The 17,291-nt window shown below is 65.4% G+C and carries 14 protein-coding genes and 1 pseudogene; 2 read left to right on the top strand and 13 right to left on the bottom strand.

Translation table 11 applies throughout. The annotated features are described in order from the left end of the window. Positions 1-405: 405 nt before the first annotated feature. From rpsA to QGG75_11880, 7 genes and pseudogenes are all read right to left on the bottom strand, one after another. Positions 406-2,082, bottom strand: a pseudogene (gene rpsA / locus QGG75_11850) (30S ribosomal protein S1). A gap of 189 nt (positions 2,083-2,271) precedes the next feature. Beyond that, the gene (gene cmk, locus QGG75_11855; GenBank protein ID MDP6067926.1) at positions 2,272-2,904 is read right to left on the bottom strand and encodes a (d)CMP kinase; all 633 of its coding nucleotides are present in this window, start codon (positions 2,902-2,904) and stop codon (positions 2,272-2,274) included. Continuing rightward, a complete protein-coding gene (gene aroA / locus QGG75_11860; GenBank protein MDP6067927.1) occupies positions 2,901-4,217 on the bottom strand; it encodes a 3-phosphoshikimate 1-carboxyvinyltransferase in 1,317 nt (438 codons plus the stop codon). Before aroA ends, cmk begins: the two co-directional genes overlap by 4 nt. Positions 4,218-4,221: 4 nt before the next feature. Further along, the gene (locus tag QGG75_11865) at positions 4,222-4,695 is read right to left on the bottom strand and encodes a CBS domain-containing protein (GenBank protein ID MDP6067928.1); all 474 of its coding nucleotides are present in this window, start codon (positions 4,693-4,695) and stop codon (positions 4,222-4,224) included. A gap of 63 nt (positions 4,696-4,758) precedes the next feature. After that, positions 4,759-6,078: a citrate synthase gene (locus QGG75_11870; protein MDP6067929.1), complete on the bottom strand. Its 1,320-nt coding sequence runs from the start codon at positions 6,076-6,078 to the stop codon at positions 4,759-4,761. Positions 6,079-6,369: 291 nt separating this feature from the next. Next, positions 6,370-7,035, bottom strand: coding sequence for a thiamine phosphate synthase (gene thiE / locus QGG75_11875; GenBank protein ID MDP6067930.1), 666 nt, complete (start codon positions 7,033-7,035; stop codon positions 6,370-6,372). A 167-nt stretch (positions 7,036-7,202) separates the two neighbouring features. After that, the gene (locus tag QGG75_11880) at positions 7,203-7,973 is read right to left on the bottom strand and encodes an enoyl-CoA hydratase-related protein (protein ID MDP6067931.1); all 771 of its coding nucleotides are present in this window, start codon (positions 7,971-7,973) and stop codon (positions 7,203-7,205) included. Between the two features lie 104 nt (positions 7,974-8,077). Here QGG75_11880 and QGG75_11885 point away from each other — a divergent pair, with 104 nt between their 5' ends. After that, positions 8,078-9,313: a thiolase family protein gene (locus tag QGG75_11885; GenBank protein MDP6067932.1), complete on the top strand. Its 1,236-nt coding sequence runs from the start codon at positions 8,078-8,080 to the stop codon at positions 9,311-9,313. Here the strand turns inward: QGG75_11885 and QGG75_11890 are convergent. Further along, on the bottom strand, positions 9,265-10,197 hold the full coding sequence (locus QGG75_11890) for a DMT family transporter (GenBank protein MDP6067933.1): 933 nt from the start codon (positions 10,195-10,197) through the stop codon (positions 9,265-9,267). The two genes, QGG75_11885 and QGG75_11890, sit on opposite strands and share 49 nt — an antisense overlap. Before the next feature lie 184 nt (positions 10,198-10,381). On the opposite strand from QGG75_11890, the gene QGG75_11895 reads away from it, so the two are divergent. Beyond that, complete coding sequence (locus QGG75_11895) at positions 10,382-11,332, top strand: LysR family transcriptional regulator (GenBank protein MDP6067934.1); 951 nt, start codon at positions 10,382-10,384, stop codon at positions 11,330-11,332. A gap of 837 nt (positions 11,333-12,169) precedes the next feature. Here QGG75_11895 and QGG75_11900 read toward each other — a convergent pair. From QGG75_11900 to QGG75_11920, 5 genes are all read right to left on the bottom strand, one after another. Further along, positions 12,170-12,574, bottom strand: a complete 405-nt coding sequence (locus QGG75_11900; GenBank protein ID MDP6067935.1) for a DUF262 domain-containing protein — start codon at positions 12,572-12,574, stop codon at positions 12,170-12,172. Positions 12,575-13,015: 441 nt separating this feature from the next. Further along, the gene (locus tag QGG75_11905) at positions 13,016-13,975 is read right to left on the bottom strand and encodes an ATP-binding cassette domain-containing protein (GenBank protein ID MDP6067936.1); all 960 of its coding nucleotides are present in this window, start codon (positions 13,973-13,975) and stop codon (positions 13,016-13,018) included. Beyond that, positions 13,972-14,961 (bottom strand): ABC transporter ATP-binding protein, encoded by a 990-nt coding sequence (locus QGG75_11910; GenBank protein MDP6067937.1) that lies wholly within the window; start codon positions 14,959-14,961, stop codon positions 13,972-13,974. Before QGG75_11910 ends, QGG75_11905 begins: the two co-directional genes overlap by 4 nt. A gap of 19 nt (positions 14,962-14,980) precedes the next feature. Beyond that, positions 14,981-15,856, bottom strand: a complete 876-nt coding sequence (locus tag QGG75_11915; GenBank protein ID MDP6067938.1) for an ABC transporter permease — start codon at positions 15,854-15,856, stop codon at positions 14,981-14,983. Continuing rightward, entirely contained in the window at positions 15,853-16,803 is a 951-nt protein-coding gene (locus tag QGG75_11920; protein MDP6067939.1) for an ABC transporter permease, read from the bottom strand. The genes QGG75_11915 and QGG75_11920 overlap by 4 nt, the downstream gene beginning before the upstream one ends. Positions 16,804-17,291: the final 488 nt, after the last annotated feature.

Below are 17,291 nucleotides of genomic sequence, written 5' to 3' on the forward strand. Positions count from 1 at the left end.
CCCTAGCCATCCTCCTTGGCCCGTCGCCATTCTCCCGAGATGCCGACAGGAGCGGCCCTCGGCTTAGCCCTCGCCCTCGTCTTGCGAAGCCTCCGGCTCGGCTTTCTCGGCCTTTGGCTTGCTTTTGGCCGCCTTGGGCTTGGCCTTGGCCTTGGTTTTTTTCTCCTCGACCTCAGGTTCGGGCTCCTCTGGGGCTGTCTTTTCAGCCTCGGCCTCCGCCTCCGCCTCAGTCTCGACTTCGGGCTCGGGCTCCGCTTCGGCCTCGGCTTCAGGTTCGGGCTCCGCTTCGGCCTCGGCCTCGGCCTTGGCTTCAGGTTCGGGCTCCGCTTCGGCCTCGGCCTCAGCTTTGGCTTCCGGCTCGGGCTCCGGCTCGGTCTCAGCCTCGGCTTCGGGCTCGGCTTCGGCCTGGCTGCGGGCGCGGTCCATGGCGGCGCCCAGGATGTCGCCCAGGCTGGCGCCCGAATCGGAGGAGCCGTATTGCGCCATGGCCTGGCGCTCGTCGGCGATCTCCAACGATTTGATCGACAGGCTGATGCGCCGCCCGTCGCGATCGACGCTGGCGATGTTGGCGTCCACCTTGTCGCCCACGGCGTAGCGGTCGGGGCGCTGCTCGGAGCGCTCGCGCGAGAGGTCGGTCTTGCGAATGAAGCCCTGCATGCCGTCGTCGAAGGTCACCTCGATGCCGCCGCCGACCACGGCCGTGACGACGCAGGTGACGGTGGCGCCGCGCTTGTAGTTCTTGACCCCCTCCATGGGATCGTCGCCGAGCTGCTTGACACCCAGGCTGACGCGTTCCTTTTCGATGTCGACGCTGAGCACCTTGGCCTTGACCAGATCGCCCTTCTTGTAATCCGCGATGGCGTCGTCGCCCGAGCGCACCCAGTCGAGATCGGAGAGGTGCACCATGCCGTCGACGTCGCTCTCCAGCCCGATGAAGATACCGAACTCGGTGATGCTCTTGACCTGGCCCTCGACCTCGGTACCCGGCGGAAAGCGGTCGTTGAACTCGATCCAGGGGTTCTCCTTGCACTGCTTGAGGCCCAGGCTGATGCGGCGCTTGTTGGGATCGACGTCGAGCACCATGACCTCGATCTCTTGGCTGGTGGAGACAATCTTGCCGGGGTGCACGTTCTTCTTGGTCCAGCTCATCTCGGAGACGTGGACCAGGCCCTCGACGCCGGGCTCGAGCTCGACGAAGGCGCCGTAATCGGTGATGTTGGTGACGCGGCCGCGGAACTTGGTGTCGACCGGGTACTTGATCTCGACGCCCTCCCAGGGATCGGCTTCGAGCTGCTTCATGCCCAGGCTGATGCGCTGGGTCTCGAGATTGAGGCGGATCACCTGGACGCGCACGGTCTCGCCGATGTTGACCGCCTCGGAGGGGTGGTTGACGCGGCGCCAGGCCATGTCGGTGACGTGCAGCAAGCCGTCGACGCCGCCGAGATCGACGAAGGCGCCGTAATCGGTGATGTTCTTGACCACGCCCTTGAGCACCTGGCCTTCCTTGAGGTTGGCGATCAGTTCCTGGCGCGCCTCGGCCCGGGCCTCCTCCAGCACGGCGCGCCGCGAGACCACGATGTTGCCCCGGTTGCGGTCCATCTTGAGGATCTGGAAGGGTTGCGGCGTGCCCATCAAGGGCGTGATGTCGCGCACCGGCCGGACGTCGACCTGGCTGCCCGGCAGAAAGGCCACGGCGCCGGAAAGATCGACGGTAAAGCCGCCCTTGACGCGGCCGAAGATGACGCCGCTGACGCGCTCGTTCTCCTTGAAGGCGACCTCGAGCTGGGTCCAGGCCTCCTCGCGCCGCGCTTTTTCACGACTGAGCACGGCCTCGCCCTGCAGGTTCTCCATGCGCTCGAGATAGACCTCGACGGTGTCGCCAAGCTTGATCTCGGAGGCCTGGCCGGGAACCGCGAACTCCTTCAGTGCCACCCGTCCCTCGGACTTGAGGCCCACGTCGATCACCGCCATGTCGTTCTCGATGGCAATCACGGTGCCAGGAATGACCCGGCCCACCAGATCATCTCCGGTGCCGTAGGTCTCGTCCAAGAGGGCGGCGAAATTCTCTTCGACAGCAGGCATTTCCTCGCCGCTGGGGGCGATGGGGTCGGTCATGTCGTCTCCTGGTCTGGTTTGGTTGATTTGCATCAACCGGGGTAAAGCCGGCGCAAGCCGCGCGAAAAAAGGCGGGGCCGGAACGTCGCAGCGCAACCCGGCTGCCGGGGGGCCGCCTCGGGGCGGCCGGCCGCGGCGGCGCCTGCCGCCGGCGAATTACCTCTTCGCTGCGGAAATGTGCGCTTTGGCGGCCTCGAAAGCAGCGTCTATATCCAAATTCGTCGTATCTAGCAAGTAGGCATCGGCGGCTGCCTCGAGGGGCGAGGCCTGGCGTTCGCTGTCGCGGGCGTCGCGTTCCAGCAATTCGGCCAGGATGCGGGCCGGGTCGACGTCCGTCTCGCCGCGCTCATGAAGCTCCGCCACCCGCCGCCGGGCGCGCTCCTCGGCGCTGGCCGTGACGAACAGCTTGTGCTCGGCATCGGGGCAGACCACGGTGCCGATGTCACGGCCGTCGAGCACGGCACCGCTACCCGTTGGGGGCTCGGCGGCGAAGTCGCGCTGGTATTGCAACAGCGCCGCCCGCACCGCGGGCAAGGCGCTGACCCGCGAGGCCAGGTCGCCGGTTTGCTCGTGGCGAAGCGCCGGATCGACCAGATCCTCGGGCCTGATGGCCGCCGCCGCAGCGGCTGCCGGTCCCGGTTCGGCCGCCTCTCCGGCCCGCAAAAGCCGCAGCGCCGTGGCCCGGTAGAGGCCGCCGGTGTCCAGGTAGGCGAGGTCGTAATGGGCCGCCAGGCGGCGCGCCAGGGTGCCTTTGCCGGCCGCTGCCGGTCCGTCGACAGCGATGATCATTTTTCTTCCACCTTTGCTCCAATGGCCCTCATGGCGGCGTTGAACCCGGGAAAGCTGGTGGCGATGGGGCCGCCATCGTCGATGGCGATGGCTTGCTCGGCCGCCAAACCCAGCACCAGGAAGGCCATGGCGATACGGTGGTCGTGGCGCGCTTCGACCGTGGCTCCGCCGGGAACCTGCCCGCGGCCCTCGATGATCAGTCCGTCGGGCAGCTCCTCGACGGCCACGCCGGCAGCCTGCAGGCCGGCGGCGATGGCGCTCAAACGGTCGCTCTCCTTGAGCCTGAGTTCGGCCAGGCCGTGTAATTTGGTGGTGCCCTCGGCCAGGGCGGCGGCGGCGGCCAGGATGGGGAACTCGTCGATCATCGAGGGCGCGCGTTCGGGCGGCACCTCGATGCCGGAGAGGCTGCCACCGGTGATGCTGACGCGGCCCACCGGCTCGCCGCCGGCCGTGCCGGTGGGCTCGATCGCGAGTTCGGCGCCCATCTCGTCGAGGCAGGTGAAAAGCCCGGTGCGCAAGGGGTTGAGGCAGAGGTTGTCGACCGTAACATGCGATCCCGCAGCCAGGCCCGCGACCAGGCCGAAGGCGGCGGCCGAGGGATCGCCGGGCACCTCGAGGTCGCCGGCCTCGAGTTCGCATTCGCCGGTCAGGCTGATGACGCGCTCGCCGTCCACCTCCTCGATGCTGATTTGGGCGCCGCGGGCGGCCAGCAGGCGTTCCGAGTGGTCGCGGCTCGGCGCGCTCTCGATGACGCTGCTCTGGCCCGGCGCATTGAGGGCGGCCAGCAACACGGCCGACTTGACCTGGGCCGAGGGCACCGGCAAGCGGTAGGCGATGGGTAGCGGCTCGGCCGTGCCGCTGAGCGCCAGGGGCAGGTGCTCGCCATGGCGGGCCAGAAAACTCGCGCCCATTTCCTCGAGCGGCCGCATGACCCGGCCCATGGGCCGGCCCGAGAGCGAGGCATCGCCACATAGGTGGCTGGTAAAAGGATGCGTCGCCAGGCAGCCCATGAGCAGCCGCACCCCGGTGCCCGAATTGCCGAAATCGAGCGGCTTATCCGGCTCCCGCAGGCCGCCGACGCCCAGGCCGTCGACCACTAGCCCTTGGGCCAGGTCGCCGCTGATCGGCACCCCCAGGGCCTGCAGCGCCAGTGCCGTGCGCCGCACGTCGTCGCCGTCGGCCAGGCCGTTGATGCGGCTTTGGCCCACGGCCAGGGCGGCCAGGATCAGCGCCCGGTGCGAGATCGACTTGTCGCCAGGTACTGCGAAGCGGCCTGCCAGCGGGCCCGAGGGATGGGCAATCAGTGGGCGCACAAGATTATTCGGGCTCGGGCATGCCGGCCGCCGCCAATCGGGACCTGAGCGCGTCGTTTTCCTCTTCCAGATCTTCGAGCTGGCGCTCGACCACGTCGCGCAGGCTGATCACGTCGACCAGGCCACCCTCGTCCAGCCCCGGCAGGTGGCGCACGCCATGGAAGTTCATCATGGTGACGGCGTCGGCCACCCGGGCCCCGGGCGAGGTGGTGATGACCTCGCCCGCCATCAGCGACGACACCGCTTGCTCGAGCAGCGCCGGGCCGGAGGCATCGAGGCCGCGCAGCAGGTCGCGTTCCGAGAGGATGCCGACCACTTGGCCTTTGGGCCCGACCACGGCTATGGCGCCGATGCGCCGCGCCGCCATCAGGCTGACGGCCTGGCCGAGCGGGCTTTCCGGCCCGATGGTGGCGACCTCGGCACGGCGATCGCCGAGCAGTTCCCTGATCAGCATGGCACCCCTGTCGGCCGGATCCATTTTCCGGCCTGTGGCCGCCAGCATAGCGCCCTGCCGGGCGCCGGCAAAGGGGCGCTCGAATTCTCAGCCGCGCTGATCCAAGGGCACGAAATGGCGTTCGACCTCGCCCAGGTAGAGCTGGCGGGGACGGCCGATCTTCAGCGCCGGGTCCTCGATCATCTCCTTCCATTGGGCCACCCAGCCGGCCATGCGCCCGAGTGCGAACATGGCCGTGAACATGGCCACCGGAATGCCCATGGCGCGGTAGATGATGCCGGAATAGAAGTCGACGTTGGGAAACAGCTTCTTGGCGATGAAATAGTCGTCCTCGAGCGCGATGCGCTCGAGTTCCATGGCCAGGTCCAAGAGCGGCTCGTCCTTGACGCCGAGTTCTTCCAGCACCTCGTGGCAGTTTTCGCGCAGGATACGGGCGCGGGGATCGTGGTTGCGGTAGACCCGGTGGCCAAAGCCCATCAGGCGGAAAGGATCGTCCTTCTGTTTGGCCCGGGCCAGGAACTCGGGGATGCGGTCGCGGTGGCCGATCTCGGCCAGCATCTTCAGCACCGCCTCGTTGGCGCCGCCGTGGGCCGGGCCCCAGAGGCTGGCGATGCCGGCGGCGATACAGGCATAGGGATTGGCACCGGAGGATCCGGCCAGGCGCACCGTCGAGGTCGAGGCGTTCTGCTCGTGATCGGCGTGCAAGATAAGAATGCGGTCGAGCGCCCGGGCCAGCACGGGATTGACGGCATATTCCTCGCAGGGGTTGGAATACATCATGTAGAGGAAGTTGGCGGCATAGCCCAGATCGTTGCGCGGATAGACGAAGGGCTGGCCCAGCGAATACTTGTAGGCCACGGCCGCGATGGTCGGCATCTTGGCGATCAGGCGATGGGCCGCGATGCGCCGGTGCTCGGCATCGTGGATGTCGGTGGTGTCATGGTAGAAGGCGCTGAGCGCCCCCACGGCGGCGCACATGATGGCCATGGGGTGGCTGTCGCGGCGAAAGCCGCGGAAGAAATTGTAGAACTGCTCGTGCAGCATGGTGTGGTGGGTGATGTCGTGCTCGAAGTCCTGCTTCTCGGGCGCCGTGGGCAGCTCGCCGTAAAGCAGCAGGTGGCAGACATCCATGAAGTCGCTCTCGCCGGCCAGTTCCTCGATGGGGTAGCCGCGATGGCGCAGGATGCCGGCCTCGCCGTCGATGTAGGTCAGCCGCGACTGGCAGCTGCCGGTCGAGGTGTAGCCCGGGTCGAAGGTGAAGCAGCCGGTCTCGGCATAAAGCTTTCGCATGTCGATGACGTCGGGGCCGATGCTGGCGTGCATCAGCGGCAGCTCGAACTCGTGGCCGCTGGCTTTGTCGAGCAGCGTGAAGGTCGGCCCATTGGCCGAGGTCTGTGTTGTCGTCATGATCACCCTCCTTCGAGCCGGAGGCGCACACACGGCGCCGCCAGCCCGATCAATGATGTCGGTTGCCAGGGAAAGTCGCGCCAGGCGCAACGACCAAGCCTGACCATCGCACCCCTATGCCACGGTCGGGGCGGTGCGGGAATATGACATAAAGCCGCAAGGGCAATTTGCCGCAGGGGGAATTCGTTACGGAGGCAGAACGATAAAGCGGGGTCGATAAACCGGGGTCGGAGTGGGTTTTTCAAAACCCACTCCAAAAACCCACTCCGACCCCAGTTATCACCCCAGTTATCATCCGGACGCCGGGCTCATCGCCGCGTCGATCACCGCATTGAATTCGCGCACCGCGGCGGCGGGGCCCTGGGGGTGGTTCCAGACGGCCCCGACAACGGCCAGGAAATCGGCCCCCGCCGTCACCAGGGGCGCGCAGTTCCGGGCCGTGATGCCGCCGATGGCGACGCAGGGGACAGCCGTGGTTTCCTGCCACCAGCTCAGCAGTTCGGGCTCGGCGCGGCTTTTGGCGGCTTTCGTCGCGGTCTCGAAAAAGGCCCCGAAGGCGACGTAGTCGGCGCCGCGTTCGGCCCCCTCGATGGCCAGGTGGCGGGACGAGTGGGCCGTGATACCGACCGTCCGTTCGGGCCCCATGAGGGCCCGTGCCGTCGCGTAATCGGCGTCGTCCTGGCCCACGTGGACGCCGTCGGCGCCGGCCTCGGCGGCCAGGTCGGGGCGGTCGTTGAGGACCAGCGCCACATTGTGGTCGTGGCACATGGGCATAAGCTCGGCCGCCGCCGCCAGCACCCTCTCGTCGTCCTGGTCCTTGAGCCTGAGCTGCAAACACGCCACGTCGCCGCCGCCCAGCGCCGGCGCCAAATCGGCGGCGGCGCTGGGCCTGAGCGCCGGCGGCGTGATCAGGTAGAGCCGGCAGCGCTGGCGCCGGCTCGCCGCCTTTTTTGTCATGCTGCTTTGCCGTTTTTGTGCCTGGCGATTCCCGATAGTCGGGAATCACCAGCGGCTGCGACCGCAGCCCGCCGGCCGTCCGGCGCCCCCGCCCAGGCGTGGACCTTCAGGTCCGCTGCCGTGAGCGACCAAGAGGCTGGCTTGGATCTCATGAAATGAGATCCAAGCTAGCGCCCTTTCCACTCGGGCGGGCGTTTTTCGGCGAAGGCCTTGGGCCCCTCGATGTAGTCGAGGCTGCCGCGCAAGGTCGCGACACTATCGTAATCGGCGTGCATGGCCTCGGTCATCGAGCCCTGCTCGAGGCCGCGGCGCACCACGTCCTTCGAGGTACGCAGCGAGACCGGCGAGCACTTGCCCATAAGCTCGGCCCATTCCTTGGCCTTCTCGAGCGCCCCCCCTTCGGGCGCCACCTCGGTGACGAAACCGAGCCGGTAGCCTTCCTCGGCCAGCACCCGGCGGCCGGTGAGGATCATGCCCATGGCCTGCTTGATGGGGATCGAGCGCGGCAGGCGGTGCAGGCCGCCGCCCAGTGCGGCCAGTCCCACCAGCGGCTCGGGCAGCGCGAAGAAGGCGTTCTCGGCGGCGACGACCAGGTCGCAGGCCAGCGCCACCTCGAAGCCGCCGCCCATGGCCAGGCCGTTGACGGCGGCGATCATGGGCTTTTCCGTGACGCGCTCGGAGATGCCGGCAAAGCCCGATTCGGGCCACGTCATGTCGCCGCCCTCGGCCTGGTATCTGAGGTCGTTGCCGGCCGAAAAGGCGCGCTCGCCGGCGCCGGTGATGATGGCCACCCAGAGCTCGGGATCGTTTTCGTAGTCGTTGAGGATTTCGTCCATCTCGAATGACGTGGGCGGATGGATGGCGTTCATCTTTTCCGGTCGGTTGATGGTGACGGTCAGGACGTGGCCGTCCTTCTCGGCTGTGCAAAACTCAGGCATGGTCCTCGCTGCTCCTCGTTTTTCGGGTTGGCGGCAGCTTATCAGGATTTGGTGGCGCCGCGGGAATGGTGAATAATAGGAAATCCGGTTTTGGGAGCGATGCGATGAGCAAAATCCATGTCATCGGCGTCGGCATGACGCCCTTCGGCCGCCTGCTGGAGAAATCCGTCAAGGACCTGACGCGTGAGGCCGTGGGCCAGGCGCTGGGCGATGCCGGCGCCGCTATTTCCGACGTAGGCGCGGCCTACTTCGCCAACACCACCCAGGGGCTTCTGGAAGGCCAGCACCTGGTGCCGGCCCAAATGGCGCTTCGTGAGATGGGCTTCGAGGGCATCCCCATGTCGAACGTGGAAAACGCCTGCGCCTCGGCCTCGACCGCCTTCCAGCATGCTCGCATGGCGATCAAGGCGGGGGTGACTGATGTGGCGCTGGCGGTCGGTGTCGACAAGATGTACCACGCCGACAAGGCGCGCTCGTTCCAGATCTTCGACGGTGCCTGGGACGTCCACGACATCGACCGGACGCTGGCCAACCTGGAGGCGCTGGGCGAAGGCGTCGAGACCCCGGTGGGCGAAGAGACCCCTGAGGGGTTGCGCAGCGTCTTCATGGATGTCTACGCGGCGTTCGGCAAGTTCCAAATGAAGACGTTCGGTTCGACCCAGGCCCAGTTCGCCGCCGTGGCGGCCAAGAACCACCGCCATTCGGTGCACAACCCGCTCTCGCAGTACCGCGACGACTACTCGGTCGACCAGGTGCTGGCGGCGCGGGCAATTTCCTGGCCCCTGACGCTGCCCATGTGCTCGCCCATCAGCGACGGCGGCGCGGCCGCGCTTTTGTGTTCCGAGGACGCGCTGGGCCGTTTCGACAAGGCACGCGCCGTCGAGATCCTGGCCTGCGAGCTCGCCACCGGCTCGAACCGCCGGGCCGACGAGGTCGAGCGCCACGTCACCCACCTGGCCGCCAACCAGGCCTATGAGGTGGCGGGTTTGGGCCCTGACGATATGTCCGTCGCCGAGGTCCACGACGCCACGGCGGTGGGCGAGGTAACGCAGACGGAGAACCTCGGGTTCTGCGCCTTCGGCGAGGGCGGCCGCATCGCCGCCGCCGGCGACACCACGATCGGCGGCCGCATCCCGGTCAACCCCTCGGGAGGGCTGGAGTCCAAAGGCCACCCCATCGGCGCCACCGGCTTGGCACAGATCTACGAACTCACCGGCCAGCTCCGCGGCGAATGCGGGGCGCGTCAGGTAGAGGGCGCCCGAAACGCTATTGCCGAGAATGCCGGCGGCATCTACGGCATCGAGGGATCGGTGGCCTGCATTACGATTTTGGCGCGCTGACCGCTGCCTGCGGCCGGAACCAACATAATAGCCGTCAGCACTAGGCCGGCGGCCACGGCCTCAAAGAGCCCCAAGGGCTCGCCGAAGACCAGCCAGCCGATCAGCATCATGGTGGGAAGTTCGACCGAGCCCGCCACCGCGGCGCGGGCCGGCCCGACCTGGGGCGAGGCCAGCACGTAGACGATCTGGGGCAGCGTTGCCGTGGCCAGGGCCATGGCGACGACGATGCCCCAGGTGGCGGCATCGGCCGGCAGGATGGCGGCGGCATCCTGGGCCAGCACGCCGGGCAACAGTGCCGCCATGGCGCCCAGCGAGGTGCAGCAGACCCGCTCCATGGCGTTGAGGCCGAGACTCAGCGAAACGAGGACGATGATCATCAGGGCGAAACTCAGCGGCGCCGGCAGGGTGCGCAGCAAGGCCAGCGCTTGGTCGCCGTCTATGGCACCGGGCGCCAGCGCCGTGGCCGCCGCCAGCACCACCAGCCCAGACGCCGCCAAGGCCCGCCAGGTCAGGGCCTGGCGCAGCATGAAGCGCGCCAAGATCACCACGAACAGCGGATAGCACATGTAGATCACGCCGGCGCTGGCCAGCGGCGCCGTGTCGATGGCCCGGACGTAGGTGGTCCAACCCAGTCCCATCAGGTACCCCGAGCCGATGAGCCAAAACGCCGGGCGCAGTTTGTGGCTTTGGCGGGGAAAAAAGGGCAGCGCCACCAGCAACGTCAAGCCGAAGCGGTATATGGCGATGGCTTCGGGCGAGAGGCCGGCCGCCAGCAGCCAGCGGGCAAACAGCGGCACGATGCCGAAACAGAGCGACGAGGCCACCACCAGGGCCATGGCCAGGCCGGTGTTGGGATGACGGAAGGTGGCGGCAAGCGCGCTCATGATACCGGTTTAGCTTTGGCGATGCCCCGCGTCCAATTCATAGTTTTCCGCTTTTACATGAAGAATTTGCATGTATATTTGTGCCTTCCGAGTGATCGGTTTGGTTTTGGCATCAATCCGCCATTGAGGCGGCCGCCAAGGGCGCGGATGCGCCCGCCTGGTGAGGGTCCAACGAAAGACTCCCATGCCCCAGCTCGATATCCGCCATCTGGAAATGCTCATCGCCATCGGCGAGGCCGGCGGCGTGACCCACGCCGCCGACCGCCTGGGCATCACCCAATCGGCGCTCAGCCACCGCATCCGCGAGGCCGAACGGCGGCTCGATACGGCGCTTTTCAAAAAGGTCGGCCGGCGCCTGCACATGACCCCGGCCGGCGAGCGCCTGCACGCCGCCGCCTTGCGCGCCATCGACGAGGTGTCGCGGGCGGAAGAAGAAGTGCGGGCGCTATCCGGCAACATCAGCCATCTGGTGCGCCTGGGCCAGGGCACCTACAGCCGCTTCCACTGGCTGCCCGAATTCCTCGGAGAATTCTTCGCAATGGCGCCCGAGGTCGAGGTCGACCTGGTGGCCCGGGCCACGCATTATCCTTTCAGCGCGCTCAGCGAGGGCGTCGTCGACGTCGTCATGGTGCTGGGCGAGCGCCACAGCGAACCCAGATTCCGCTGGCACAAGCTGGCGCCCGACCCCCTGGTCGCCATCATGGCCCCGGATCACCCGCTGACGGCCAAGCCCTACATCGTGGCCGAGGACCTGGCCGACGAGCGCTACATCACCTATTCCATGACGTCCGAGCCCGGCTTCGAATGGGAACGCCTGATGCGCCCGGCCAACGTCGTGCCCCGGCGCATCTCGGAAGTGCAGCTTCCCGAGGCCATCATCGACCTGGTGCGCGCGGGCTTCGGCGTCAGCATCCTCAGCGCCTGGGCCGTCGAGCCCGAGGTCACCGACGGGACGCTGGTGTCACGCCCGGTGACCGCGGACGGCCTGATGCTCGACTGGTGGGCCGTGACGCGCCGCGAGGAAAAACCGGGCTCGCCGGCGCGAAGGCTGGCCGAGGCGCTGACGGACTGGAGCCGGCGGCACTCCGGCGGGCTGGCGACGCTGGGGTTTGGGGGTGGGGATGAGGGGGGTTGAAAGATTTCGGGCACGAGATCGCGTTGGATGGAGGCGGCTAATCTCCGTCGCGGTATGGAGTTCCTTCTTTTTAAGAGAATTCGGTCGATGAAAACAGATTTATCTTCAAAAAAGGAGAAATCCACAGAGCAGATTGTGCATATGTCTTTTAAAACTCGCGTGTTGAGATTTGAGCGAGTGTCGACTAAAGCTGGATTGATACGTGAGAACTTATTCTTCGAAGAATTCAAGATATCGAAAATGATCTGGCATCGTTCGTCAATGCTGCCTCCGCTAGAGTGAAGGGTGCCAAGGCGAATTAAGAAGCTATTTAAATAAAGTTGACTTTCCAGCAGATCGAAATTGTACTTTCTAAGTGTGATGAATTCAAAATACTTGTTCGCACAGAACCGAACATGACCTTCCCAGTGGGCATATGCTATGGTCACCAATGAGCGCAGGAGCACCGTTTGCGCATTCTTTTGGCTTCTCGAAATCGCCGTTTTCAGGTCTGACAGTTCCCTAACCCGCCACGTTAGATCACCATCAAGCTGATCCGCTAACTCGGCAGAGGTGTATGCTTTGCTCATGGGCGAAACCACTCTTCACCAAACGGAACTGTTCTTTGAATTCGTGTGGTCCCACGCATTCCTTGCGATATGAATCGTTCAAGCTCTGGATGCTCCCAAAAAGTCGTGATCTTTTCGCGAACGAATTCGTCCGGATCTTGTAGCGCACCGATGGCATTAATGTTTTTTCCTACACCTACTGCAATGCACTCGAAAGCAGCTAAGCCCATCCGACCAGAGTGGCGTCCGTTCTCGTAACGCCGAAGAGCATTGCTGTCAAAACACCTCTTTAGCACCCCAAACGTTTCTGTAAAGCAAGCTTCAACCTCCTGTTGAACACCGTTTTCTGCCAATTCAACAATGCCTTCGTCAATGGGGGCATCTCTATCCCGGTATTGGGATCTCTTAGCAATCCCATGAACTCTAGAATGGTGGAGATTCTTTGAAGACCGTCAATAAGCTCCCATTTTGCTTCGTCAGTCTCAAAAACGAAAATGGATGGAATTGGTATTCCCAAAAGAATAGATTCTATCAATTTCGCCTTTTGGCCAATTTCCCAGCGAAAGAGGCGTTGGAAGTCAGGATTAATTATTAGTTCGTCATCTTTATACATACTGACTATTTCACCAATGGACATTTGGTACGCGTCAGTCTTGACCATTCGTTGCGCTTTGTCTATTTCTTTGTCTAGCATGCTATCGACACCCAGTTTGTGTTGTGCTTGTCACGTTAGCGCCTAATTTGCCGACTTTGAGTTCAAATCGGATTGCACCACTTCCCTAGTTTGAATCGAAAACCGAAATCTACGAGCCTCAGATCACTGCCGCCGAGTATAGCATCAATAATATCTCCGGGCGATGCGGTTTCGTATCTTTTGTAGTACGATCGTCTGATCACGCGTGATGCTTGGTATGAAACGTCATCCGCCAGGTTTGGTGTGAACCTTGAATGTGGAAGTACCTGCTGAAGTCGCTGCAATGTCGCCCCCACGCTACGCCGTGTTCCCTCATGTCGGCGAAATGTGTTGTGGTAGGCCGAAAGGAAGTGCTGCTCCATCAAGTTTCGCTTTCTTTTGCGAGGTAAAGTGGGAGGTAAATTGAACCCATGGCGCCTCATAACTACGGCCGCTCAACAGCTACACCCGATGGCACGACACCTGATGCCCAGCCGCCACCTCCCGCAACTCCGGTGCTTCCGCCCGGCATCTGTTCTCGACCTCCGGGCAGCGCTCGGTAAACGGACAGCCCCCAAATCGCATCGTCGGACTTTGCACCGTCCCCTCGAGCCGCAAGCGGGGCCGGTCCGGCCGCATCTGGGGCACGGCGTCGATCAGCGCCCGGGTATACGGGTGTTTGGGGCTGGCGAAAATCTCGCTGGTCGGGCCTTGTTCGACGATCTTGCCGAGATACATGACGGCCACGTCGTGGCACACCGATTCGACCACGGCCAGGTCGTGGCTGATCAAGAGATACGTCACGCCGAAGCGGTCCTGCAGGTCCTGTAGCAGATTCAGAACCTGGGCCTGGACCGAGACGTCCAGCGCCGAGACGGGCTCGTCGGCGATGATCACCTCGGGCCGCGTGATCAGGGCCCGGGCGATGGCGATGCGTTGGCGTTGGCCGCCGGAGAATTCGTGCGGGTACTTGCCGGTGTCGCTGGCCTTCAGCGCCACCGATTCGAGGGCCTCGTCGACGCGCTGGCGGCGCTCAATGCGGTCGCGGCCGGGCTCCAGCGCCACCAGGGGCTCGGCCACGATGCGGCCCACCGTGTGGCGGGGGTCGAGGGAGCCGTAGGGGTCCTGGAAGATCATCTGGAAATGGCGCCGCAGCCGCCGTAGCGCGTCGCCTTCGAGGTCCGAGACGCGGTTGTCGAGGATTTCCACCGAGCCAGCGGTGAGGGGCTCCAGCGCCATGATGCAGCGCGCCAGCGTCGATTTGCCGCAGCCCGATTCGCCCACCACGCCCAGGCTGTGGCCCTGGTCGATGCCGAGGCTGACGCCATCGAGGGCGTAGACCTTGCCCGGCGGCGCGAACAGCGATTCGCGGGGCAGCGTGTAGTGGCGCTTGAGGTCGCGGGCGACGACGACGTTGGTCATGCCGGCACCTCGGGTGCCACCTCACCCAAGCGAAAACACGCCGCCTCATGGCCCGGAGCCACGGATTCGAGGACAGGGACGTTGCCGGGGCAGTCGGCCACCGCCAGCGCACAGCGGTCGGCGAAGGTGCAGCCGGCGGGCAGGTCGGCGAGCTCCGGCACCGTGCCGGGGATGGTTTCCAGGCGCTGGCGGCCGGCGCCGAGCTTGGGCAGCGCGGCAAAGAGGCCGCGGCTGTAGGGGTGCGCCAGGCCCTCGAAGAGGTCCTGGGTGGCGCCGCGTTCGACCACGGCGCCGCCGTACATCACCAGCACCCGGTCGACGCTTTCGGCGATCACGCCCAGGTCGTGGGAGATCAGGATCAAGGCCATGCCGGTCTCGGCCACGATCTCGGCGATGAGATCGAGGATTTGGCCCTGGATGGTGACGTCGAGCGCCGTTGTCGGCTCGTCGGCGATCAGCACGTCGGGCTGACACGATAGCGCCATGGCGATCATCACGCGCTGCCTCTGGCCGCCGGAAAGCTGGTGGGGATAGGCGGCGAGGCGGCGTTCGGCTTCGTCGAGGCCGACCCGTTCGAGGAGCCGGATGGCCTCGGCCCGGGCCTCCTGGGGGCCCAAGCCCCGGTGCAGCAGCAAGGGCTCCATGACCTGGCGGCCCACCGGGTGCAGCGGGTTGAGCGAGGTCATGGGCTCCTGGAAGATCATGGCGATGGCGTTGCCGCGGATGGCGCAGAGGCGGTCCTCGTCGAGGGCCAAGAGGTCCTGGCCGCCGAGCTCGATGCGGCCCGAGGTGCTGGCGCCATCGGGCAGCAGCGCCATCAGGGCCAGCGCCGTCATCGACTTGCCGCAACCCGATTCGCCGACGATGCCCAGGGTCTGGCCGCGATCGAGGTCGAACGAGAGATCACGCACCGCGAAGCCCGGCCCGCTGGGGGTGGGGAGCGCCACATTCAAGCCTTGGACGCTGAGCAAGGGGGCGGAATTCATGATCGTTTCGCTGCCAAAACTATCGCTGCCGGGCCAGGCGCGGGTCCAAAAGATCGCGCAATCCGTCGCCCAGCAGATTGAGGCCCAGCACCGCCACGGCGATGGCCAGACCGGGGAAGATGGCCAGGTGCGGCGCCATGAACATGAAGGTCTGGGCCTCGTTGAGCATGCGGCCCCAGCTCGGCCAAGGCGGCTGGGTGCCGAGGCCGAGGTAGCTCAGCGCCGCCTCGGCCAGGATAGCGATGGCGAAACTTATCGTGCCCTGGACGACGATGACGCTGGTGATGTTGGGCAGCACGTGCTCGAAGGTGATGCGCATGCGATCCTTGCCCGCGGCCCGGGCCGCCAGCACGAACTCGCGGGCCCAGATGGCGTTGGCCGAGCCGCGCGCCAGGCGGGCGAAGACGGGCACGTTGAAGATGCCGATGGCGATGATCGAGGTGACGGCACCGGGCCCGAAGATGGCGGTGATCATGATGGCCGAGAGGATGGCGGGAAAGGCGAAGGTGAAGTCGCTGAGCCGCATCACGATCTCTTCCACCCAGCCCCGCATGGCCGAGGCCAGTAGGCCCAAGGCCACCCCCGCCAGCACGCCGATGCCGACCGCCACGAAGCCCACCAGCAGCGAGTTTTGCGCCCCCACCAGGATCATCGAAAGCACGTCGCGGCCGAAATGGTCGGTGCCCAGCAGGTGGCCGAACGAGGGTGTCTTGAGTTTGTCGGTGACGACGATGTCGAGCACCGAATAGGGCGTCCAGACCAGCGACAAGAGCGCCATCACCACCACCAGGGCGCTTAAGCCCGCACCGATGGCGAAACTGGGGTGCGCCAACGCGCGAGCGACCCAACTGGCCTTGGCGCTTGTGCCCGCACTTGTGCCCGTGGCACCGCTCATACGTCGTGCACCTTCAGCCGCGGATCGATGACGGCATAGGCCAGGTCGACCAGGAAATTCACCGCCACCACCATGGCGGCCAGGAACAGCACCACGTCCTTGACCACCACCAGATCGCGGTTGGCGATGGCCTGGAAGACCAGGCGGCCGAGGCCGGGCAGGAAGAAGACGTTCTCGACGATGATGGTGCCGGCCAAGAGGTTGGCGAACTGCAGGCCCATGATGGTGATGACCGGGATCATGGCGTTCCTCAGCACGTGGCGCCACAGCGTGGCGCGGCGGCTCAGCCCCTTGGCCCGGGCGGTGCGCACGTAGTCCTCGCGGAAGGTCTCCAGGACGCTGGAACGTGTGACGCGAGTGAGGATGGCGGCCTGCACCGTGGCCAGGGCGACGGCCGGCAGCAGCAGCGATTTGATCGCCGCCCAGAAGCCCTCTTCCCAGGGGCTGAAACCGCCCGAGGAGAACCAGCCGAGATAGACCGCGAAGAAGAGGATCAAAAGAATTCCGAACCAGAACTGCGGCACCGCGATGCCGAGCTGGCTGAACAGAATGACCCCGTAATCGCCGGCCCGGCGGTGGCGGGCGGCGGCGAAGATGCCCAGCGCCAGCGCCGCGGCAACGGTCAGCGCCATGGCCATCAGGGCCAGCGGCACGGTGATGTAGAGGCGTTCGAAGATGAGCTCGCCCACCGGCACCGAATAGGCGTAGCTGGTGCCCAGATCGCCCACCATCAAGCCGCCCATCCAGCCCACATAGCGGGTCAGCGCCGGCTCGTTGAGGCCGAGCTGGCGGCGCAGCGCCTCGTAGGCCTCGGGATCGGCGTCGGGGCCCAGGATGGTCATGGCCGGGTCGCCGGGCAGGATCTCGAGCGCCAGGAAGACCACCAGCGAGGCGCCGAACAGCGTGGCCACGAAGGTGACGAAGCGCTTGGCGAGAAAGACGCTCATTTGGGCCGGGGCTGCAAGGGCATCATGGCAATCAACCTAGAGCGAATCCCTTTTGCTGGGAAGCGGGTGACGGCGCCATTCATCGCCTCGTCATCCCCGCTTTCGCGCTAAGGCATGCACATATCTTTGAGTTTCCAGCCGGTTGAAGCAAAGGGATTTGACCACAGAGGCACAGACAGGGTTTTCAAGGCGCGCCGTTGCGGAACTTTCATGAGCCCATACTTCCTACCGGGTTTCAGCCCGAGTTTTGCCAGACGCTGCCCTGCCGCGCAGGTGCCAGGAGGCCTCCTTGGCGGCAACGCCGACGAGGCAACTGGCGCTATCAGTCTCTTGCGAAACCTCTGTGCCTCTGTGCCTTCTGTAATCGGTTGGTTGATGTCAAGCTCCGAACGCCCTTTGTTTCCGTCTCCGCGGTGATGCCTGCAGGGGCTCCGTTCTTCTGTCCGCAGTCGGCGCCCAGGCTTCCTGCCGGAAGCCCTTCTTGTGGG

Source organism: Alphaproteobacteria bacterium, from assembly GCA_030740435.1.
Taxonomy (GTDB): Bacteria; Pseudomonadota; Alphaproteobacteria; order UBA2966; family UBA2966.

Bases quoted from the DNA above. Each gene is read 5' to 3' on its own strand.
- cmk (MDP6067926.1), bottom strand. From the start codon at position 2,904: ATGATCATCGCTGTCGACGGACCGGCAGCGGCCGGCAAAGGCACCCTG.
- QGG75_11865 (MDP6067928.1), bottom strand. From the start codon at position 4,695: ATGGATCCGGCCGACAGGGGTGCCATGCTGATCAGGGAACTGCTCGGC.
- QGG75_11870 (MDP6067929.1), bottom strand. From the start codon at position 6,078: ATGACGACAACACAGACCTCGGCCAATGGGCCGACCTTCACGCTGCTC.
- thiE (MDP6067930.1), bottom strand. From the start codon at position 7,035: ATGACAAAAAAGGCGGCGAGCCGGCGCCAGCGCTGCCGGCTCTACCTG.
- QGG75_11880 (MDP6067931.1), bottom strand. From the start codon at position 7,973: ATGCCTGAGTTTTGCACAGCCGAGAAGGACGGCCACGTCCTGACCGTC.
- QGG75_11885 (MDP6067932.1), top strand. From the start codon at position 8,078: ATGAGCAAAATCCATGTCATCGGCGTCGGCATGACGCCCTTCGGCCGC.
- QGG75_11890 (MDP6067933.1), bottom strand. From the start codon at position 10,197: ATGAGCGCGCTTGCCGCCACCTTCCGTCATCCCAACACCGGCCTGGCC.
- QGG75_11895 (MDP6067934.1), top strand. From the start codon at position 10,382: ATGCCCCAGCTCGATATCCGCCATCTGGAAATGCTCATCGCCATCGGC.
- QGG75_11900 (MDP6067935.1), bottom strand. From the start codon at position 12,574: ATGCTAGACAAAGAAATAGACAAAGCGCAACGAATGGTCAAGACTGAC.
- QGG75_11905 (MDP6067936.1), bottom strand. From the start codon at position 13,975: ATGACCAACGTCGTCGTCGCCCGCGACCTCAAGCGCCACTACACGCTG.
- QGG75_11910 (MDP6067937.1), bottom strand. From the start codon at position 14,961: ATGAATTCCGCCCCCTTGCTCAGCGTCCAAGGCTTGAATGTGGCGCTC.
- QGG75_11915 (MDP6067938.1), bottom strand. From the start codon at position 15,856: ATGAGCGGTGCCACGGGCACAAGTGCGGGCACAAGCGCCAAGGCCAGT.
- QGG75_11920 (MDP6067939.1), bottom strand. From the start codon at position 16,803: ATGAGCGTCTTTCTCGCCAAGCGCTTCGTCACCTTCGTGGCCACGCTG.